The sequence below is a fragment of the Nostoc sp. genome (assembly GCF_036917235.1).
Classification (GTDB): Bacteria; Cyanobacteriota; Cyanobacteriia; order Cyanobacteriales; family Nostocaceae; genus Nostoc.
This window is the reverse complement of sequence record NZ_JBALDU010000084.1, coordinates 1-19,700: the sequence shown is the minus strand read 5'-3', so window position 1 is coordinate 19,700 and position 19,700 is coordinate 1. Positions and strand designations below refer to the sequence as shown.

Below are 19,700 nucleotides of genomic sequence, written 5' to 3'. Positions count from 1 at the left end.
CATGGTACGATCTACTTAGTACCTATTAGGAAATTACCGTTAGGGTTAAGAGTAGTTCTGTACCAATCCCAATTATGGATTGAAATAATTCAGATATGGCTACTGACAATACACTTACCAATAAACGGATTCGACTCAGAATTCCTAAAGATTATCACCAGGAACCTGTTATTTCTCGCCTGGTGTCTAACTACGGACTGATTGTGAATATCACGGCAGCGATTTTAGGAGCCAATGCTGTCGGAGATGGTTGGTTTGACCTTGAAATACAAGGAACAGATGCACAAATCCAAAGCGGTTTAACTTATCTCCGCGACTTGGAATTGGAAGTCTGGGATGATACTAAAGCAAGCGATTGGTAAGGGTTATAGCAACACAAACAGTTTATTTATCTGGTTTTAAGAGAATTGTAACCCGCAGATCCCCGACTTCGTAAAAGTTGTCGGGGATTTTGTTTATCATGAATGATTCAGAATTGCTGTAGTGGTTTGTCTACAAAAGGGTATACCAAATACCGTCATTATTTTGACGTAAAATACGGTATCTTCCCTCAATAAATTCTAGCATTCTTGGAAAATTTTTGTTGATAGTAGGCTGCTGAATATAATCAATAAAGATATAAGGAGGCTTAGATGAATCTAACTCTTCTAGAAGTTTTGTCCATTGCTCAGGCAGAAAATATTCAAGTGCCCAACCACGTAGTGATGTTGCCTGAGTCCGATTGGAGAAGTAATAAATAGATGGATCGCCAGCTACATAAATCTTGCCAGGAAGACTTCCTGGTTGGGAGATAAATTCAGCCTCTGAACGAAGAGATGGATATTTTTCTCTAAAAACAGTCTGATATTTGAATCGTGTCTCTTCAGTTAAAGCAAAGTTATTATTAGCCAGAACAACGCTCTTTTTTATCAGAGTGTGCGATAAAGGGAAGAAAAACAAAAATATAAGCAGAATTGTAGTAAATGGGGAACTCAATTTTTTTAAAGAGTCCCATAAAACATCTAATCCTTTAGTTGCTAAAATACCTAAAGGTACAAACAATAGTAAATAATGGTATTCCCAAAATGCCCCACGTTGTAGAACAATCACACCCCAAGCAAAAATACACCAAATAACAAGTAGCAAAGTCAATATATTCTTAGACTTACGCAATGATACATCTACTGCAACAGTAGCGGCTAAAAGTAGAGGGTAAAAATTATTTAAGAACCATTTTATTCCTGCAAAAAGCCCACTTGGGTCAAATTGTGAATTAGCAACAATCCGAGGTGGATATAAAAAGAATGTCTCATACAAAATTGGTAAACTATTAAACCAAGCAAAATAGCTAACAATAAATAAAATAGGAAATATAATGCCCATAAAAATGGGAATAAAGATTTCTACAAATACTTTTGGAATTGGCTGCCGTTTGATAAGCAAAGAATATATCAAAATAGTTAGCCAAAAGGAAAGTAATATTAACAAAAGTATTAATTTAAATGTGATGACAATTCCCCCAACGAAGCCTGATAGTAAAAGTAGAAAAAATCTTTTTCTACCTTCATATTGAAAAGATTGAGAAGTCAACCAAACACAAGTAAATAAAGGCAAACTAACCAGTGCTTCTACTTGAGTAAGATGCCAAGGCTGTGAAACAGTATAATAAACGCCAACCGTTAACAAAGGTACTAAACTTGCGATTATCGGATGCTGAAAATAGCTTTTTAAACTCAGCAACAATACTATAGACAGAAATACCATATAAATAAGTTCAAAGAGATGGATGCCAATCTCATTAAAACCAAACAAAGTTCCCGCTAAAAAGTAAAAGCAAAAAATTCCCGGTTGCTTCACATCCCAAAAATCACGATAGAGTAACTTTCCTTGTTGCATCTCCAAAGCACCAAGCCTAAAAAATGCTTGATCTCCGTCAAATGGAAAAGGTAAATGTATAAGACCAATAATCACAATCCCAATCAAAACGAGAAAGTCAATTTTATTGAATTTAGTAATATTAATCATCAAACTTTATAATCAAAAATTAATCGACTATCTTATGCTGATTAATATCCTAACAGGGTAAAGAACAAGGTAATTTTAGGATATGAACTTAAAGTTTAAAGTTTTCGCGATCGCGCCAGCACTGACCTGTTAGTTTATTAATAATTAGCTTAAGTCCCACATCGTTGGGTGTGGATCGCTCATGTCGTTCGAGAGGTTTGCTCTCGCCCTTATTGATGTCTTTAATTTAACTAAGTATTAAGCGTTTTTAATCTTTGTGAAGGTAGTGGTATCCGTTCGTGAAGCTGCGGTAATTGGCAATGAAGAGCTATTTCTCTCCTTGCCCCCTTGTACGCAATATGCATTTATTTTGTTCCTCCCGCTCTTTGCTACCGTGTATACACAAGTTGGATATAAAGTAGGTGCATAGGATTTCCAAGAGGTAAAAACTTTGGATAATCTCATCTTAATTCACGCTAAGAAGATACCAGGAAAGGCATTTGGAGATATTCGGTTGATAACAAGGGGGCGGTATTATATGAGGCGATTCACCAACATCAATCGGTAAATATCTGGCAAATAAGTCGAATAAATTGCTTAATGAAGGTGGTCTTATTAAATGGGAGCGAAAAATTAAAAATGAAAGTGATGCAGTTTCTTAAATTTAGCAAGGTGACAGATTGCCAGAAAATATTACTATTTTGGAGATGTCTATAGAGCTTCCTGGTGATGATTGTGCAATTATATTAATACCTAATAATCCTTGCCCACCACCACTACATAAACCTGAAGCAGGTAAAACAGTAATTTCATCTTGCTCCACAAATGCCTTATCAGATATAAATTTGGTAGTTTTAGGGGGAGCTATGACTTGACCAAGAGCACCACCACTAAAGCTATAAGTTCTGCTTAAGCTAGCACCTTTACTCATTGAACTAACTTTAGCACTTGCTTCGTAGAGTATCTGTATATCTTTGACGAAGAAACCACTAGGAATAAAAGTCTCAGCACGTAAAATACACCTTTGACGCTGACCCTCGCTTGCACTGATGTTATCCAAGGTGATTGGTAAGGTTGTACGGACAGATCCAGTAGGCTGATTTGCAACACTACATCCAACCGTTGTTATTGCTCCAAAAGAAATACTAGGCAAATCTTGAGCCAAAGTCTTGGGAACAATAACGTTCATTCCAAAAATTATAGATATAGACAGTAATACACCAAATTGTTTAAAGTTCATATAGATTGTACTCACTTTATTAAAGTTGTTTAAGGCGGTGAATTCTCAAGATAATTAATGCAATACTTGAGCGCCTCAATCTTGATGCTTGATATTAGAAAAAGAATGTAAGGAACTCGTGAATAAATACAGTACTTATTAAAACTTAAATCTTGTAAACGACATTCCACAGTTGGAGGGTCAGGTAATATTTAGGTTTATTCGTGTAAGTCCCTAAAAGCTATGTGTAACTTATTCTCTCACAGGATCATCGAACGGGAGCAACGCGCTTTGGTGAGGTTGGGTAAAAAGGATGCGTTCAGTTTTTATTCCAAGATAATGACGATATCAGCGAAGGGATAGATGGAATAAATTCTCAATTCGTTTAGCGTCAAGTACTCTACATAAATTGCTCCTAATTTACGTTAATTTGCTAATTGCTTTTTTGTAGACTTCATGATATGTTCCTTTACATAACAAATAGCTCGTTAAGTCGATAAAGTTACCGTATTTTATAGACAGTAGGCATTGCTATTGGGAATTAATCTGATGTCTGAGAGTAAATCTGTAGAACCTGCTTCAGTCCACAGTCGAATTCTTGTGCCTCAACGGTATAACAGGCAACCTGTAATTTCTCGGCTGGTGTCTCGTTATGGTTTAACTGTCAATATCAAAGCTGCATCCCTGACATCCGACAATGACAGCGATGGCTGGTTTGATTTGGAGCTTTCAGGAAATCCTCAAAAACTGACAAATAGCCTATCTTACTTGCAAGGATTGGGAGTGAATTTACTGCAATTAGCGATCGCTAACCAAATTCAATCCAACCAGCACACTCTACCTTTCCCAAATCCAGCTAGCAAACTGAGTCCCAAAGACTCTGCATGGCTGACAAATAAATGGCAAGAACAATTCCAGCAATGGATTTCTTTCGGTCAAACCAATCGATTGCGCTTGCAACTGTGCGTCTTAAAATCCTATTACGAAGAACCAGTGATTTCCGAATTAGTCTCTCGTTATGGACTAACAGTCAATATTACCAGTGCTATACTTCAACCCGATACGCAAGATGACGGCTGGTTTGACTTGGATTTGTGGGGGAGAACAAAGCAACTCTACTCTAGCTTGAGTTATTTAGAAAAACTGGGACTACCGATTTGGCTGGATTTGTCTAGCGTCTATAGCGATCGCTTCGCTAATTAATAAAATCATCACTATCCAATGTCAGCACTAAATCACCAAAAAACCAATTCCCAAAACAGATTATCACTGGTTTCTTCAGTTTCTGAAAAAAGCCAAGTCACTCAGATTCGTCTGCGGATACATATTCCCAAATGCTATCTGCAAGCGCCCGTGATTTCGCAGTTAATTTCTACTTACGGCTTGGTAGTTAATATTACCAAGGCTATGCTACAACCAAATACAGATCGAGAAGGATGCTTTGACATTGAACTGCGGGGAACAGTGCCACAAATTTCTCGCGGTTTAGCTTACCTAGAATCCCTGAATCTTAGAATTGTGGGTAAGCCGAATGCTGACGGCGATAGCTGGTTTTACTGAAATAATCTAAATTTCGTAGTACCAAATTTCTTCTTCTTTTAGGACAATTCGATGTAAGGAGAGACGATCGATCAAGCCCTCTTGTTCAAACTGCCCAAGAACACGAGTGATGGTAACACGAGTTGAACCAAGCATTTCCGCCAAATCTTCATGAGTCAGACGCATATCTATTAAACGTCCCTTCTCAACTTCCGAACCAAACTTTTTGGATAACCATGCCAACAGCTTGATGAGCATAGTATCCACTTTTTTATGGCTACGAATGATCATCAATTCTTGAGCCTGTTGGATATGGGCAAGTAGAGTTTCTGTTAGTTCAGTCCACTCCTCTAGAGGTAAAACTGTTGCCTCCACTTTAGTTAGGCATTCCATCTGATAAGGTTCTAATTTTGACAACCTCTTACCAACGACATCTCCAGGGCCCCACAATCCTAGAGCGACAGTTGTACCATCTTCCAGATAGCTAAAAGTTCTCACAAAACCCGTTTCAATCTTCCAAAGGTCGTTATGATGCTCTGGCAGAAATGACCTACGCGCAAAAAGTTGCTTAGTATTGTTACTGCTTGAACTAGATAAGCTTGTGTACAAAAACACCATATTATATAAAACTATTCTCCGATAAATTAACCGTAGTATTACATTTATATCAGGTTATAAGAACCTATGGGTATTTTTAAGAGGAGAGTGGGGAGTGAAGAAGGGAATAGGGTACAGGTTACAGGGTACAGATAATTCCCTATCACCAAAGAATTGGGTGTGAAGCCCCGTGCTTCACGCAATGCTTTAAAGTAATGAGTAAGGAGAAGGAGTAATGAGTTTCATAGTGGATGAAAAATGGGTATTTACTCATTACTTATTACTTATTACTCGATTACTCCTTCTTAAGAGCGCCTTTAGGTCGGTGAGGATGTCAACTGTCACCTGTCACCTCTCCCCTTTCATTCCCTAAATTCCCGCACCATCAAGAAAATCTTCAATCATCCCATCAGAATTTTTGCTCTTAAGGTTGTTGGTTTGTTCCTCTCCAAGTTCAATTGGAGAGGTATTTGATTCCTCTTCCAGCTGCTCGAACTGTTTCTCTAGAGACTTGACGCGTTCAAATAAAGCGCGGATTACCTCAGCTTCTACGTCGCGTACTTTATCATGATCCAGAACGTTGCTAGACGAGTTATTCTGACGAGTTACGCGCCCTGGAATCCCAACTACAGTAGTGTTACTGGGGACATCTCGTAGCACCACAGAACCGGCTCCAATGCGGACGCGATCGCCAATTTGAATATTTCCCAATACTTTCGCACCCGCTCCCACAACCACATGAGAGCCTAAAGTTGGATGGCGCTTGCCGCTTTCTTTCCCAGTCCCGCCAAGGGTGACACCTTGATAAATCAGGGCATAGTCGCCGACGATCGCAGTTTCGCCAATCACTACTCCCATCCCGTGGTCAATAAACACTCCCTGGCCAATTAATGCCCCAGGATGAATTTCAATTCCAGTTAAAAACCTACTAAGATGAGAGATGAATCTTGGTATAAAAGGAATTCCAATTTTATACAGCCAGTGCGCTAATCGATGAAACACTAGAGCTTGGAGTCCAGGGTAACAGAACAATACTTCTAGCCAGTTACGGGCTGCTGGGTCACGCTCAAAAATGGTTCGCAAATCAGTTAGTAGCATACTCTGTTGAGATTTTTGTTGGTAGGTGAGGCTCTGAAAACAGAAACTCAGGATAATTCCCACAAAAAGATCGAGTCCTTTATGAGAATTGTGTAAAAGTAAAATCTACGGTAAATCGATAGGGTATAGTGTTTTTGTGGGTAATAAGTGGGATGCTATCACATTCCACAGTTGAAAAAAATTAATTTCGCATAAACTGCGATATGTCCCTCAATTCACCGTAGTATGTTGAGTACAGTGTTGAATAGCCAAAACTACGCTCTCTTGGATCTGTCTTCCAAAGTGGAATACGCATTGCTGGCATTATTAGAACTGGCAAGCCACCACGGAAAAAAACTTCCTTTAACCATGAGCGAGATTACTGCCAAGCAACCCATACCTGAGCGCTATCTGGAACAAATTTTGACCAACCTCCGGCGTGCTGGTGTGGTGCAGAGTCAACGCGGATCTAAAGGAGGTTTCGTTTTAGTTCGGGAACCTTGGCAGATTACAATACTTGAAATTGTCACTTTGGTTGAAGGTGAGCGGAAAGAGAAAGATACCTCTAACTCTCCGACTCTGGAAAAGACTCTGGTTTATGAAGTTTGGGAGCAAGCTAACGCTGCCTCAATTGAAGTTTTGGGTCGTTATACACTCCAAAACTTGTGCGACGAAAGAGAAACTCGTGCCCAGCAGAGTCCAATGTATTATATTTAGACACGACGGAGTACCCACATGCGGATAGCGAAAGATATCACAGAGTTAATCGGCCGAACTCCTTTAGTTCAATTAAACAAGATTCCCCAAGCGTCAGGAGCGGTTGCTCGGATTGTGGTGAAGCTAGAAAGCATGAATCCAGCATCTTCTGTGAAAGACCGGATTGGCGCGAGTATGGTGGAAGCGGCGGAAGAAGCAGGCTTGATTCACCCCGGAAAAACTGTTTTAGTAGAACCGACTTCTGGAAATACAGGAATTGCGCTAGCGATGGTGGCAGCCGCCAAGGGCTACCATCTCATTCTAACGATGCCTGACACAATGAGCCACGAAAGACGATCCATGCTCAAAGCTTATGGCGCTCAATTAGAGTTAACGCCAGGGGTAGAAGGGATGCGAGGAGCGATCGCTCATGCAGAGGAGCTTGTAGCTAAAACGCCCAATGCTTATATGTTGCAGCAGTTTCGTAACCCTGCTAACACGAAAGTTCACGCCGAAACCACAGCCGAAGAAATTTGGAATGATACCGATGGAGAGGTAGATATTCTCGTGGCGGGAGTGGGTACTGGTGGGACGATTACAGGAGTTTCAGAAGTTATAAAAAAACGGAAGCCGAGTTTCCAAGCGATCGCAGTTGAACCAAGCAACAGTCCGGTATTAGCAGGTGGTAAATCAGGACCTCACAAAATTCAGGGTATTGGCGCGGGATTTGTCCCAGCAATTTATCGTTCAGAAGTGGTAGATGAAGTAATTCAGGTAGCGGATGAGCAAGCGATCGCTTACAGTCGTCGCCTCGCAAAAGAAGAAGGATTACTATCGGGGATTTCTACTGGCGCTGCTTTATACGCAGCTATTCAAGTGGCACAACGGCCAGAAAACGCAGGTCGCCTAATTGTGATGATCCAGCCTAGCTTCGGCGAACGCTACCTCAGCACCTCACTATTCAAAGACCCAGAGGAGAATGAGTGGTTGAGTAAAGTTTGATTTCTCATAGTAAGCATTCTCAGGATAAGACTCTTAATGAGGCGACTTAAGAATCGTGAATTAAACTAAGTTCCAGGATTAAGTAGGGGCGGGTTTCCTTGATATGATTGTGAACTGTTAATTAGATCGTCAAAGCCGTCCTTCCTTACAGTTTGGGGAGTTATTTAATCCTGATTCCTTAGTATAAGAAGACAAATATACTGGACTGGAGGCACAGAGAAGTTCGAGCCGTTCAAAATCAATAACAGTATGATGCTGAATTAAGGGATGATCCTTGTGGGGTGGGCATCCTGCCCGCCCGGAAATACAGGGGACGCTCATGTTGCCCATCCCACAAAAATAGTAAAATCATCCCGCAAATATACAACCCCAGAATTAATACTTTTATTGCACGCATCAACCCATCTGGCGGATTCAAAAACGTTGAAAAATCCAAAAAGCGCAATCTGATTACAAGTTTTTGGCGGAATGTCAATGAGTGTATTGATTACCAGAATGCGAGAGTTTTTCAATATAATCCAGCCTTTGACATTGATGACGAACTCTGGGATTTTATTATCTGGGGATTTACGTTTTTGATAGTTAATCAAGAACAAAGACAATGTTTATTAATACACGCTGGAGCATCTGATTAACAATAGCGATCGCCTAATCTTTTATTCTTTTGGAATATTGCGATTGTTTCGGCACACTCTCCTGCTGTTATACTGTGTATGCACAGCCTTTAGCTGATACAGAAATAGAAATTTTTTCAAACATCAATGCTTTCGGAAATTTCCGCCACGTCCGTCGTACTAGTTACATTCATTTACTAGAATTCTCGCCAATTTCATCGGTACTTTCATTGTTTTTCACCAAAACAATCAAACAGACACCACTAGCAGCGAGCTTTATTGGACTTAAAGCCTCACTTTTTAATACAATAAAAATGCCTAATCCGATCAGAACAAAAGGCACAAGATAATTAACGTAGTGAGTCAATACATCAGCTATGACTCTATTGTTAATTAATTTGTATGCAACGTAGCACCAAACTCCTAACAAGAGAAAAAATAATCCGATAATTACCAAAAAGCTCTCTAAGTTGCAGCTAGCAAATAAAGGCACGTAGACACTAATATTATCGCTGCCATTGGCAATTGTAACGGCTGCCACACTATAAGCTTGGGGAGAAAAAAAGCTAGTAATTGTTGATGCTTCAGCTTCTTCTGTGGCAGCTACAATTTCTTTTGATGAATCTTCTGCCCGATTCACTAAGCTACTGATACCTATGGAAATTGGTAGTAAACCAAGTAATCCAATCCAGCTTTTTGATAAAAGTAACCCACCAAATAAACCCGGAAGACTAAGGATTAACAGAACTGTAAAACCGAGAAACTGACCAGCAACTATATGCCGAGGGCGAAAGTTAGCACTTATTTGAGAAAAAAACAATAATAAAATGACAATATCATCAATGTTAGTGGCAATGAACGCAATTAACCCTGTAGTAATTGCAGTAACTAACTCGTTCATATTTTAAGATAAAGAAGAAGTCAGTAATAATTACTGTGTCATTTTAAATCTAAGTTGTGCCAGAAGGTTAAAATAATTCGTGATTGATAATGACGCGTAAGTATTTCGCCAATAATTACGAATTACGTTAGCGTAGCGGTAGCGAGAAATGAGCGTCATTACGAATTAGTGAATTTGGTATGGTGGTAAATCGTAGATTCTAAAAATCCAGCATGAGTCAGCTAGGGACAGCCTTCAGTGAAGGGATAATTGCCTTCATCGCCACTAACATAGATGACATTATTATCTTGTTAATATTTTTTTCACAGGTAGATGGTAATTTTCGGCGGCGGCATATCTTACTCGGTCAATATCTGGGTTTTTCAGCCATTATCATCGCTAGCTTACCAGGATTTTTTGGTGGATTGGTCATACAGCGAGAATGGATAGGATTGCTAGGATTGCTACCAATTGGTATTGGTATTCACCACTTAGTATATAAAGAAGAAAATACTCTCACAGTTCAGACAGTCAGTAGTGATTTCAACCAGCCAACATCTACTAACCCGGTATTGTCGTTTATTTTGAGTATTTTGCATCCCCAAACCTATAAAGTGGCAGCAGTAACGATCGCAAATGGTGGTGACAATATCAGTATATATATCCCTTTGTTCGCTGGTCATAACCTTGCCAGTTTGGGAGTAATTTTAAGTATATTTTTTATCATGGTAGGGGTTTGGTGTGCGATCGCTTATTTTTTAAGCCGTCAACCTACCATTGCTAATATTTTAAGTCGCTACGGTAACGCTGTTGTACCTTTTGTGTTAATTGCCTTGGGTCTATTCATTATGTATGAACGAGGTACATTCACTCTACTACCTTGGGTGAGAAGTTAATCAATATTGGATTTTGAATGCTGGATTTGGAATTGAAAATTTCAAATTGGTTACACCTGATGAACTAATTTCCAACTTACCATCATCAAAATGGCATAAATGATAAAACGTAGTGGGCGTTGCGGAGCTACCTGACAGATTTTAGCACCTAGTAACACCCCTGGCACAGAGCCTAGCCATATAGGCAGTACCAAACTCCAATCAACTGTTCCCAAGCTGAGATGACCAAGGGCCGTAAACAGCAGTAAAATCGCTGCGTGTGAAATATCTGTACCCACTAACTTTCGTGCATCAAGGCGGAAAAACCCAATCAGCACTAGGGCAAACATTGAACCTGATGAGACGCTAGTTAGACCGACAAAACAGCCTAAAATTGCTCCCAAGGTGATTGTTATAAATCGACCAAAGTTAGTTTCTAAGTCTAACTTTGGCAGTTCGGGTAAATTAAATTTGGGGAAAAAAGTCAATAACAACAATTGCACTAGTGCTAACACTGTGACTAGCAAAATCATCCCGCCAAGCAAACGGAGCAAGATATTATCCAGGCTATACTCACCTGTATGTTTAATGAAGTGCAAAATTCCCACTCCGAACAATGAGCCTGGAACACTTCCAAAGGCCAGCCATTTGACAACTTCTGTGTCAAGAGTTTTCTGTTCCCAATGCTTGACACTACCAACAATTTTCATCAAAGTGGCGGCCACAACATCAGAACTCACAGCGATAGAAGGCGGAACCTGAAAAATAAAAATTAACATTGGGGTGATGAGAGACGCTCCACCAATTCCCGTCAAACCAACGATGATACCAACAAAAAAGCTTAATAACGGTAGTAATAGATAGTGCATACTCTTCGGCGATTTCAACAATTAGTTATCAGTTATCAAAGTCCTGTTGAGTCTCCCACTTCTATAAGTGAGCAGCGTCGGTAAGGGTTGATTAATTCCCCAAACGAAGCCTTGATAACTGTTCACTGACTTAACTACGAGCAGTTAGAGAGCAGCAACTCAGCCAAACTATAGCCCAGTGGTAGACAGGGCTAGTTATGACAAGTTATTGCGTTTCTCAAGGATTCCTGGACAACTTAAAACCTGTCTGGAAGTTTTTGTAAGCATCACAACTGGCATTTAGCTCAAATAGACTTTGATAACTGCTTATTGGTCAGTCGCTCTGCTAAACTCAACTTCTAACTAGGTTTTTCTACAGTTTTACATATAAAAGCACGTAAGGCGATGCACTTACCGTATTTTACTCGTAAGTATGATTAAACGTCTAGCGTATTCGCGTTGTATATTGTTCAATTATCTGGATAATACACCGCAGTCAGTCAAACTCCCTACGGACTGGTTGCTCAAAAATTTACCTACAAGTTAGTAAGCATAGGAATAATACCAAACTTTGTAGAGACGCGATATATCGTATTATGCTGCAATTAGGCAACATCCTGAAAGTGATTACAATACTCAAAGTCAATTCCGATTCCCTAGTTTAATGACTCATGGAAAACTTTGTTTTTTGCAATCCAGTCAAAATCCTGTTTGGCAAAGGTAAAATCGCCAACATTGCTGCTGAAACTCCTGATAATGCCAAAATCCTGATTAATTATGGTGGGGTAGCATCAAAACTAACGGCGTCTATAACTAGGTGAAGTCTGCATTGGCAAACTTTGGCTATAGCCAATGCCTAGTTCTTTACTCAGTGTGGAAAAAATCTTGACTTACAAGCAACTATCATGATACTTTAAATAAAACCATTCGGTCGGTAATATTTTATTTACAGCAATTTTCAATTCAATAAACTCCCTACTATCAAAATCGCTGTAATGTCCAAAGGTGAAGAAACAAAAACCAGAATTCTTGAGCAAGCAGCCGAACTGTTTAATCAACAGGGGTATGCAGGTTCATCGATGTCAGACATTATGCGTGTAACTGGATTGCAGAAAGGAGGAATTTACAATCACTTCCAAAGCAAAGATGATCTCGCACTACAGGCTTTTGATTTTGCGATCGCTCGCATTAAGCAGCATACTAGATTTGCATTACGAAGCAAACACCACGCAGTAGAACGTCTGCAAGCAATCATTGGGGTGTTTAGTAGCTTCGCAGAAAATCCACCGATTAAGGGAGGGTGTCCACTGCTGAATACTGCTGTAGAAAGTGATGATGCTCATCCGGCGTTGCGAGAACGTGCTCAACAAGCGATGAACTCTTGGCTACATCTAATCTGTCGAATTATTGAAAAAGGAATTGAAAAGGGTGAAATTCGCCCGGAAGTGAGTGCTGATGAAATCGCTACCATCATAATTGCAACACTAGAAGGAGGCATAATGATGAGCAAGCTTTATGGAGATTCAATTCATATCCATAGGGTAATTAATCACCTGAATCGATACTTGAAAACTTCTCTTTAATTAAACAGACCGAGCAATTTTAAAAAATATCAAAAGAAATAATGCTAGTAAATAACAACTTACACAGACCATTAGAAGTAGTATTAGCAATTCCTGTCAAAACATACGACATTGATTTTATGGGAATTGTCAGCAATATCGTATATATCAGATGGTTAGAGGATTTACGTCTAAAGTTTTTAGATGAACATTGGCAACTCAATCAACAAATTGAGCAAGGATATACACCGATTCTAGCTGGGACTGAAATTGAATATAAACGTCCAATAAAGATTATCGATCGAGTGATTGGACGTTTATGGCTGAGTGGTTTAGGACGCTTAAAGTGGACTGTGCAAGCTGAAATTTTATCTAACAATGAGTTAGCAGCAGTGGCTAGCCAGAAGGGTGGTTTTGTCAGTCTGCAAAATAATCGTCTTATTCCCATTCCAGAGGAATTACAGAAAAAATATTTACAGTATCAACAAGGGATTCAGAAAATTTAATAATTAGGAATACTTCGATATTTTTTTAATTTTTACAGACTGTTCGGTTTGTTTTTGCGTAAACATAATCTGGACTATAATATCTATTCTTCACGAATACGCATAGAAAGAACCCCACTGCCTGCGGCACCTCCCCTTGGTAAGAGTAGATTGAGAGGGCTAAAAAATTATTAATTTCTTGATGCTTACCCTTAATCCCCTCTCCGCATCGGGGCTAGTGTGTACACAAGTTGAAAAAGCTCGATTTCCTATTGTCCTCTCATTCCATACTCTGCATGGGAATGAGAAAAACCTCATCAAGCTTAGGTTTTTAGGGCTTGTGTGCACTGTAGACAAGCGGGGAGTGGAGACGAAGTGTAGCTTAAGCTCTTTGGGGTTATTGGGGTTTAATAAGCAATCAAGCGGACATGATATGAGAGGTCAAATATTCACAAATATTGTGTTGAGTGGGTAAACAGCCAACTTTTTTGTTGTCAATCTCGTAAATATACGGGAACTTCTTGTTCTAAGTTTTGGTCACTTTATGTCACTTTGAACAGCAAAGCGGTTCTGACTCCAATCAATTAGGTATAGTCCAACTCACGCATTGCAGCCTTATATGTCGTCTAATTTAACTGACCCTAACTCTTCGGTAAACCACTCTACCCATCCAAAGGTATGTACAAATGCTGTTATCCGTTGTCAGCTTTTCCTGAATTGTCTTTATATATACAATAATTACACTTTGTTAGTCAGATTAACGCAGACTTAAAGCACTTTCAAATCGCTAAAATGGATGTTTGCTTATGGAAAAATTTCATAATATCTAACCAAATATTACCATAATTCTTTATATCTGTACTAAAAGTTTATGAAAGCTATATCAAACGACACTTCAAACACTTTTGCACCCAAAAACCTCTATACTAGACTAGACTTTGATCAATTTGAGAGTTTTGTTAATTGCAATACCAAAAACTATCAATTTTTAGATGAAATACTAGCGTATCTTATAGTCTATAGTTTTTAAGGTTTAGTCAAAACTATATCCAGTATCATCAAAAAACTGCAAACTTCATGTGGTGCAAAAATAAAGTGGGGAGTGAAAACATGAATTTACGTAGAGATGCATTGCAAATCCTCAAAGAAACTAGCCGAACTTTTTATATCCCAATTAGTGTTTTACCGCCAGGATTGCAAGAAGCAGTAGCATCGGCATATTTGTGTATGCGTGCCATTGATGAAATTGAAGATCATCCCGAACTAGACAACGCTACTAAAGCAAAGCTGTTAAGAACCATTAGCCTGACATTACAAGCAGGAGTTGATGGCTTCGCGGTAGATGCTTTCTTTGCAGGATTTAGTGGGTATGAGAATTCATTAGAAGAAGTCACTTTGAGGATTAGAGAATGGTTACTGCTAGCACCAGACACTATTGCACCTCGAATTTGGGATGCCACTGCTGCAATGGCAGACCGGATGGCTTATTGGGCAGAAAAAAACTGGAAAATTTATACAGAATCTGATTTAGATCGTTATACCTTTGGAGTTGCAGGTGCAGTGGGGCTGTTACTTTCTGATTTATGGACTTGGTATGATGGAACACAAACGAACCGTACCCAGGCGATTGGTTTTGGTCGGGGTTTACAAGCAGTCAATATCCTGCGTAACCACACTGAAGATTTGGGGCGTGGAGTAGAATTCTTCCCAGAAGGTTGGAGTGCAGAAAATATGCAAGAGTATGCCCGACGCAATATCGGGCTGGCCGAAGCTTATATCAAAGACCTTCCTACCGGGCCAGCCTTAGATTTTTGTCAAATCCCCTTCACCTTAGCAAACGGCACTCTTGACGCCCTTGCTAATGGTAAAGAGAAACTCAGCCGCAGTGATGTTTTTGCACTTATCGAACACCTGACTAGTGTGAACATGAAAGCTAGCTAATAATCTCTTAACGACTAATGGAGATGATTCTAAATTACCTCCAAATTTGGGCATCCAAAATCCTACAGCGACTTTCTGTAGGGTAGCCAGTGCGGTCTTTTCTCTTCTCTACGAGACGCTCCGCGTTCGCGTAGCGTTCCGAAGGAAAGGCGTTAGCCTCTCCCTTGGGGAGAAGGGGAGACGCTAAAAGCGATAGTGTCAGCGTAAAGCCTTCTCTTCTCCCAAAGGGAGACGCTACGCGTAGCTTGCTTGTACAAAGTGGTACGAGAGGCTTGTCTGCGACACGCACTCGCGAACGCCAACGGCATGGCTTCTCTACAAGAGGCTGCGCCAATGCTTAGAGCGAGTCCGCGAGCGTTTGGGGTTTCCCCAAATTAGTAACTGGCGTTGGGCACTGCCCTCCAATACCTTTTAATACCAATTCTCCCATGTAAAAACCAGATTAAAGCTGATTTTCTGAATGGTATAATAGCGCGATGAACGCCACAAGCCTTGAGAGAGCGTGATTAGGAATTGGTAGAAAGCAGCATAAACAGTATTTGCCAATGTAAGTATAATAAATAATCTTGTTTAGCGATCGCTTTAGGTAATCTCAGTTAAACTTTAGGAACTCTTCAAAGGATTTCCAGCAGAAATTACCTTGCAAGAGTTGATTAATGTCTAAATAATTGAAAGGGAGTATAACACTCCCCGTGATTATTCGTGCAGCGAGTTGAGAGTGCATGAGCTACTGCTTAAATCCTACCTGTTCCAATCCAGAAAATTTGGTATATAGCCAAAGGTGTCAGTCTTGTGGCTCGCAACTACTGTTGCGCGATCGCTATCACGCGATCAAACCATTAGGTCAGGGCGGCTTTGGAGCGACCTTCCTAGCCAACGATCAAGGCTTACCAGGAGAACCGAGTTGCGTAATCAAACAATTACGTCCATCAGGAAGCGCCCCACACGTTTTACAGATGGCTAGAGAACTCTTTGAGCGAGAAGCCAAAACTCTAGGTAAGATTGGCAATCATCCCCAAGTACCAAGATTGTTAGACTATTTTGAAGATCACGAGCAATTCTACTTAGTTCAAGAATATATCAGTGGTGACACCTTGCAAGAGGAGGTCAAACTTAACGGCATCTTGAGCGAAACCGGAGTCAAGCAATTTTTGAGCGAGACTTTGCCACTGTTGCAATACATCCACGATCAAAAGGTGATTCACCGTGATATCAAGCCAGCCAACTTAATCCGCCGCACTCAAGATGCCAGAATGGTACTGATCGACTTTGGTGCCGTCAAAAACCAAATCAGCCAAGGTGCGACAGGCCCATCAGGACAAACAGCATTAACTGCCTATGCAATTGGTACTCCTGGTTTTGCACCTCCAGAGCAAATGGCTATGCGTCCAGTCTACGCCAGTGATATTTATGCATTGGGGGTAACATGCATTTATTTACTGACTACCAAAACTCCTAAAGATTTAGATTACAATCCCAACACTGGTGAGATGATGTGGGAGCAGCTTGTGCAAGTGAGCGATCACTTGGGCAATGTGTTACGAAAAATGTTAGAGGTGTCTGTACGTAATCGCTATCAGTCAGCGGCAGAAGTTCTCAGAGCATTGGAAATAGAACCATACTTAGATAGTTTAGCAAAGGGTTTGCTGATTAAATCCGATCATGGATCTAAAGAGCGAACACATAACCACCTGGAAAATTCTGCTGTTTTATGTAACAACCCGGCTGCAACCAGTACTGGAGTGGCACAGGTAGCGGCAGCGATTCGTGCTAGACGAGCCAAGGCAGCAGAAGCCGCGGGATCGCACCAGGGTTCTGGGATGGGCAAATCAACGAGTTTCAGTAGCAACAGCAATGGTTCACAAGTTCAAAATTCTAAAGTTGGGCGAAAGTTAGATACCCAAGGTTTATTAACAGCTTATCTGAAGGGAAGACGAGATTTTGCCTTACACAATTTAAATTTGCTCAATCTGCAAGGTGCTGATTTATCTCAAACAAATTTCCATTCTGCTCAATTGCAAAAAACCAATCTTCAGGGAGCTAATCTTCACAATAGTGACTTTGGCAGAGCCAGTCTTACTCGAGCAAATCTTAAGGATTCTAATTTGAGCAAAGCATACTTTAACCATGCTGATTTAGAAGGAGCAGACCTGCGAGGCGCAGACCTTAGCAATGCTTATCTCAGCAATGCTAACCTCCGAGGAGCTAATCTGTGTGGTGCTAATCTGTGTGGTGCCAAAATTTCAGATGAGCAGTTAGCACTAGCAAAAACAAATTGGATGACCGTGCGCCCCAATGGGAAACGAGGCTTGTTGTAATTTTAAAGTGTGAACTACCGCAATCTAGAGACGGATGGAGTTTTCTAATTCATCGGGAATAGCCTCTTTTGTACCTATAATTCTATGCAAATATTCTCCTATATTAGGTTCTAGATTATCCTGATGGATGAATCATTTTTATTGAAGTCGATTATTTTAGATTAGCAGAATAATAGCCTCAACCTCCCTGCTTTTAAGTTCTCCATTTTTATTAATAATTTTAAAACACTCATTTTATCATAATCACAAGGTTGAACTTTTCTTATATCTAGGAAAATTAGCCCTGATTGTTCTCAATAAAAACTTAGATTTATTCAGAATTGACCAAATATGTATAATGTTTAAGTTGAGCCATAGCCATCACTCTCATGAATATTAATAAATATCCAAATATCTAGCAAAAATACGTAGATGTTTGTTAATTTTTCATGAAATCTTTATGATGTTTATCTGTTACAAATAACAAATGATTATTTACAATAAACAATAAAGCATCATAATAATTTTCTAAAGGTATTTACATACTTTTTATGGCTATAAAAAACAGGGAATCTCACACCTAAAATTTGTAAAATAGAACGATCCTAAACCACTAAATTTTTTAGATGGCAGCAAAAAGCAAAAAATTAATTATTCCTGATTGTCGGCTGGAGATGTATATTACAACCGAAATCAGGTAGTATAAGGTTTACGTATAATGACTGACTTTGCACAAACGGAAATAGAACGGCGATTAACTTTATATCAAGTATTTCTCAAATTGTATGAACACCACAGCAGCCTTCTAGATGAAATTCTTCAGCTAGAAAACCTATCTCAACCGTCGTCGAGGAGAGTCAAGACGACGGGTTACGTACATGGTGTAGTGGATAGTGCTTCTGTTTATTTGATGACTAATTTGGGCGACAATCAGACTCAGAGGTTACGACAGCCACAACAAATCTGGACGATAGGTCGTAATCGCACTAGTGGTATTTGCATTGCTGACAATCATCTGTCTCGTCGCCACGCTGCTATTCAGCATATTGATGAGCAAGGCTTTTACTTAATTGATTTCAACAGTACCAATGGCTCGTTTGTCAATGGTAATCGCACTGTTAGGCCGATTAAGCTCAAAGATGGCGATCGCATCCGTCTAGGAAATATGACTTTTGATTTTTTTGTGACTTCTACCTACCGCGTTCTGCCAACTGTTGCAATGGATTTATTGATGCAGCTTGTGCATCGGAATAATCATACAGTAGACATACTTACTTATTCCCAGAATAGACAAAAATCTCTAATTGAAAAACCAGATTCTAATTTAGAGGCGTTCAGCAATTTCGGCATAGTTGACAAGCTTGAAAATTTTTATGACAACTTCAGTTCAGAACAGAAATCAGAAATTTTAGACCGCCTACTTACCACACAAATACCGTCTAATCCCAACCAGCTAAAAAATGGGAACTTTTAGCAGTTTTCAATTGCTTCAGGAGTGCTGTACATGGATAGCGTGACACTTAGTCTGTTAGTCTGTGCTGAGTAAGAAGGTAAGGTTTGCTGAGGCAGACAAATAGTGAAAGTTAAAAGGGAACTCGTCAAAATATATAAAAAAAATTAAGAATATGATTAAATATCATAGCAATCATTTTGGAGTGGCATCTCTAGGTAACAATAAAAAGAAAGCGATTCAGAGATTGAGTAAGTAAGTTATGCTCTATCCTGGCAACAGGAGGATACTCAAGGTCTACCAGCAGTAGCAACAGTGATAGAGAACTCCGGTTATGTGGCTCACCACTACGCGTCTACGGCAAAAAAAACCCCCAGTGGGTGTTAGCCTACTAGGGGAGTTAGTTATCAGGGTGCATCTACCAATTAAGTGTTCTCAGGTTGAAGACCATACTCCGGATAAATTTGTCCAAAGGTCAGTTATTTTTTCAATAAAAAAACCCCCAGTGGGTGTTAGCCTATCAGGGGAGTGAGTTATCAGGGTCAGTTATTTTTTCAATAAAAAAACCCCCAGTGGGTGTTAGCCTACTAGGGGAGTGAGTTATCAGGGTGCATCTACCAATAATCTTTTCTAGG

17 protein-coding genes and 1 pseudogene are annotated in these 19,700 nt (G+C 39.8%); 12 read left to right on the top strand and 6 right to left on the bottom strand.

The window, feature by feature from the left end; genetic code table 11:
• Positions 1-95 precede the first annotated feature (95 nt).
• Complete coding sequence (locus V7K44_RS23860) at positions 96-362, top strand: NIL domain-containing protein (protein ID WP_334935031.1); 267 nt, start codon at positions 96-98, stop codon at positions 360-362.
• Positions 363-492: 130 nt separating this feature from the next.
• On the opposite strand, the gene V7K44_RS23855 is transcribed toward V7K44_RS23860, so the two are convergent.
• Positions 493-2,004: a hypothetical protein gene (locus V7K44_RS23855; protein ID WP_334935029.1), complete on the bottom strand. Its 1,512-nt coding sequence runs from the start codon at positions 2,002-2,004 to the stop codon at positions 493-495.
• 643 nt (positions 2,005-2,647) lie between these two features.
• A complete protein-coding gene (locus tag V7K44_RS23850) occupies positions 2,648-3,223 on the bottom strand; it encodes a hypothetical protein (protein WP_334935027.1) in 576 nt (191 codons plus the stop codon).
• A 528-nt stretch (positions 3,224-3,751) separates the two neighbouring features.
• Between V7K44_RS23850 and V7K44_RS23845 the strand changes: the two genes are divergently transcribed.
• Together V7K44_RS23845 and V7K44_RS23840 are read left to right on the top strand one after the other, a co-directional pair.
• Positions 3,752-4,405 (top strand): NIL domain-containing protein, encoded by a 654-nt coding sequence (locus V7K44_RS23845; RefSeq protein ID WP_334935025.1) that lies wholly within the window; start codon positions 3,752-3,754, stop codon positions 4,403-4,405.
• Between the two features lie 18 nt (positions 4,406-4,423).
• Entirely contained in the window at positions 4,424-4,762 is a 339-nt protein-coding gene (locus V7K44_RS23840) for an NIL domain-containing protein (RefSeq protein WP_334935023.1), read from the top strand.
• A 6-nt stretch (positions 4,763-4,768) separates the two neighbouring features.
• On the opposite strand, the gene V7K44_RS23835 is transcribed toward V7K44_RS23840, so the two are convergent.
• Positions 4,769-5,359 carry a Crp/Fnr family transcriptional regulator gene (locus tag V7K44_RS23835; protein ID WP_334935021.1) on the bottom strand — a complete coding sequence of 197 codons (591 nt, stop codon included), beginning with the start codon at positions 5,357-5,359 and terminating at the stop codon, positions 4,769-4,771.
• A gap of 348 nt (positions 5,360-5,707) precedes the next feature.
• On the bottom strand, positions 5,708-6,436 hold the full coding sequence (gene cysE / locus V7K44_RS23830) for a serine O-acetyltransferase (protein ID WP_334935018.1): 729 nt from the start codon (positions 6,434-6,436) through the stop codon (positions 5,708-5,710).
• 225 nt (positions 6,437-6,661) lie between these two features.
• On the opposite strand from cysE, the gene V7K44_RS23825 reads away from it, so the two are divergent.
• Both V7K44_RS23825 and cysK read left to right on the top strand, forming a co-directional pair.
• A complete protein-coding gene (locus V7K44_RS23825; RefSeq protein ID WP_292728799.1) occupies positions 6,662-7,132 on the top strand; it encodes an RrF2 family transcriptional regulator in 471 nt (156 codons plus the stop codon).
• Between the two features lie 18 nt (positions 7,133-7,150).
• Positions 7,151-8,113, top strand: coding sequence for a cysteine synthase A (gene cysK, locus V7K44_RS23820; protein WP_334935016.1), 963 nt, complete (start codon positions 7,151-7,153; stop codon positions 8,111-8,113).
• An 804-nt stretch (positions 8,114-8,917) separates the two neighbouring features.
• On the opposite strand, the gene V7K44_RS23815 is transcribed toward cysK, so the two are convergent.
• Positions 8,918-9,628: a cadmium resistance transporter gene (locus V7K44_RS23815; protein ID WP_334935014.1), complete on the bottom strand. Its 711-nt coding sequence runs from the start codon at positions 9,626-9,628 to the stop codon at positions 8,918-8,920.
• A gap of 212 nt (positions 9,629-9,840) precedes the next feature.
• Here V7K44_RS23815 and V7K44_RS23810 point away from each other — a divergent pair, with 212 nt between their 5' ends.
• Positions 9,841-10,503, top strand: a complete 663-nt coding sequence (locus tag V7K44_RS23810; RefSeq protein WP_334935012.1) for a cadmium resistance transporter — start codon at positions 9,841-9,843, stop codon at positions 10,501-10,503.
• 50 nt (positions 10,504-10,553) lie between these two features.
• Here the strand turns inward: V7K44_RS23810 and V7K44_RS23805 are convergent, their stop codons facing one another.
• Positions 10,554-11,351, bottom strand: a complete 798-nt coding sequence (locus V7K44_RS23805) for a sulfite exporter TauE/SafE family protein (protein WP_334935010.1) — start codon at positions 11,349-11,351, stop codon at positions 10,554-10,556.
• 650 nt (positions 11,352-12,001) lie between these two features.
• Here V7K44_RS23805 and V7K44_RS23800 point away from each other — a divergent pair.
• From V7K44_RS23800 to V7K44_RS23775, 6 genes and pseudogenes are all read left to right on the top strand, one after another.
• Positions 12,002-12,144, top strand: a pseudogene (locus tag V7K44_RS23800) (NADH-dependent alcohol dehydrogenase); the annotation flags it as partial.
• A gap of 181 nt (positions 12,145-12,325) precedes the next feature.
• Positions 12,326-12,913: a TetR/AcrR family transcriptional regulator gene (locus V7K44_RS23795; protein ID WP_334935008.1), complete on the top strand. Its 588-nt coding sequence runs from the start codon at positions 12,326-12,328 to the stop codon at positions 12,911-12,913.
• Between the two features lie 41 nt (positions 12,914-12,954).
• On the top strand, positions 12,955-13,398 hold the full coding sequence (locus V7K44_RS23790) for an acyl-CoA thioesterase (RefSeq protein ID WP_334838173.1): 444 nt from the start codon (positions 12,955-12,957) through the stop codon (positions 13,396-13,398).
• A gap of 1,089 nt (positions 13,399-14,487) precedes the next feature.
• Complete coding sequence (locus V7K44_RS23785) at positions 14,488-15,318, top strand: phytoene/squalene synthase family protein (protein WP_334935006.1); 831 nt, start codon at positions 14,488-14,490, stop codon at positions 15,316-15,318.
• Positions 15,319-16,040: 722 nt separating this feature from the next.
• Positions 16,041-17,636, top strand: a complete 1,596-nt coding sequence (locus V7K44_RS23780) for a serine/threonine-protein kinase (RefSeq protein WP_334935004.1) — start codon at positions 16,041-16,043, stop codon at positions 17,634-17,636.
• 697 nt (positions 17,637-18,333) lie between these two features.
• On the top strand, positions 18,334-19,089 hold the full coding sequence (locus tag V7K44_RS23775) for an FHA domain-containing protein (protein WP_334935002.1): 756 nt from the start codon (positions 18,334-18,336) through the stop codon (positions 19,087-19,089).
• The last annotated feature ends 611 nt before the right edge of the window (positions 19,090-19,700 follow it).

Bases quoted from the DNA above. Each gene is read 5' to 3' on its own strand.
- V7K44_RS23860 (WP_334935031.1), top strand. From the start codon at position 96: ATGGCTACTGACAATACACTTACCAATAAACGGATTCGACTCAGAATT.
- V7K44_RS23855 (WP_334935029.1), bottom strand. From the start codon at position 2,004: ATGATTAATATTACTAAATTCAATAAAATTGACTTTCTCGTTTTGATT.
- V7K44_RS23850 (WP_334935027.1), bottom strand. From the start codon at position 3,223: ATGAACTTTAAACAATTTGGTGTATTACTGTCTATATCTATAATTTTT.
- V7K44_RS23845 (WP_334935025.1), top strand. From the start codon at position 3,752: ATGTCTGAGAGTAAATCTGTAGAACCTGCTTCAGTCCACAGTCGAATT.
- V7K44_RS23840 (WP_334935023.1), top strand. From the start codon at position 4,424: ATGTCAGCACTAAATCACCAAAAAACCAATTCCCAAAACAGATTATCA.
- V7K44_RS23835 (WP_334935021.1), bottom strand. From the start codon at position 5,359: ATGGTGTTTTTGTACACAAGCTTATCTAGTTCAAGCAGTAACAATACT.
- cysE (WP_334935018.1), bottom strand. From the start codon at position 6,436: ATGCTACTAACTGATTTGCGAACCATTTTTGAGCGTGACCCAGCAGCC.
- V7K44_RS23825 (WP_292728799.1), top strand. From the start codon at position 6,662: ATGTTGAGTACAGTGTTGAATAGCCAAAACTACGCTCTCTTGGATCTG.
- cysK (WP_334935016.1), top strand. From the start codon at position 7,151: ATGCGGATAGCGAAAGATATCACAGAGTTAATCGGCCGAACTCCTTTA.
- V7K44_RS23815 (WP_334935014.1), bottom strand. From the start codon at position 9,628: ATGAACGAGTTAGTTACTGCAATTACTACAGGGTTAATTGCGTTCATT.
- V7K44_RS23810 (WP_334935012.1), top strand. From the start codon at position 9,841: ATGAGTCAGCTAGGGACAGCCTTCAGTGAAGGGATAATTGCCTTCATC.
- V7K44_RS23805 (WP_334935010.1), bottom strand. From the start codon at position 11,351: ATGCACTATCTATTACTACCGTTATTAAGCTTTTTTGTTGGTATCATC.
- V7K44_RS23795 (WP_334935008.1), top strand. From the start codon at position 12,326: ATGTCCAAAGGTGAAGAAACAAAAACCAGAATTCTTGAGCAAGCAGCC.
- V7K44_RS23790 (WP_334838173.1), top strand. From the start codon at position 12,955: ATGCTAGTAAATAACAACTTACACAGACCATTAGAAGTAGTATTAGCA.
- V7K44_RS23785 (WP_334935006.1), top strand. From the start codon at position 14,488: ATGAATTTACGTAGAGATGCATTGCAAATCCTCAAAGAAACTAGCCGA.
- V7K44_RS23780 (WP_334935004.1), top strand. From the start codon at position 16,041: ATGAGCTACTGCTTAAATCCTACCTGTTCCAATCCAGAAAATTTGGTA.
- V7K44_RS23775 (WP_334935002.1), top strand. From the start codon at position 18,334: ATGACTGACTTTGCACAAACGGAAATAGAACGGCGATTAACTTTATAT.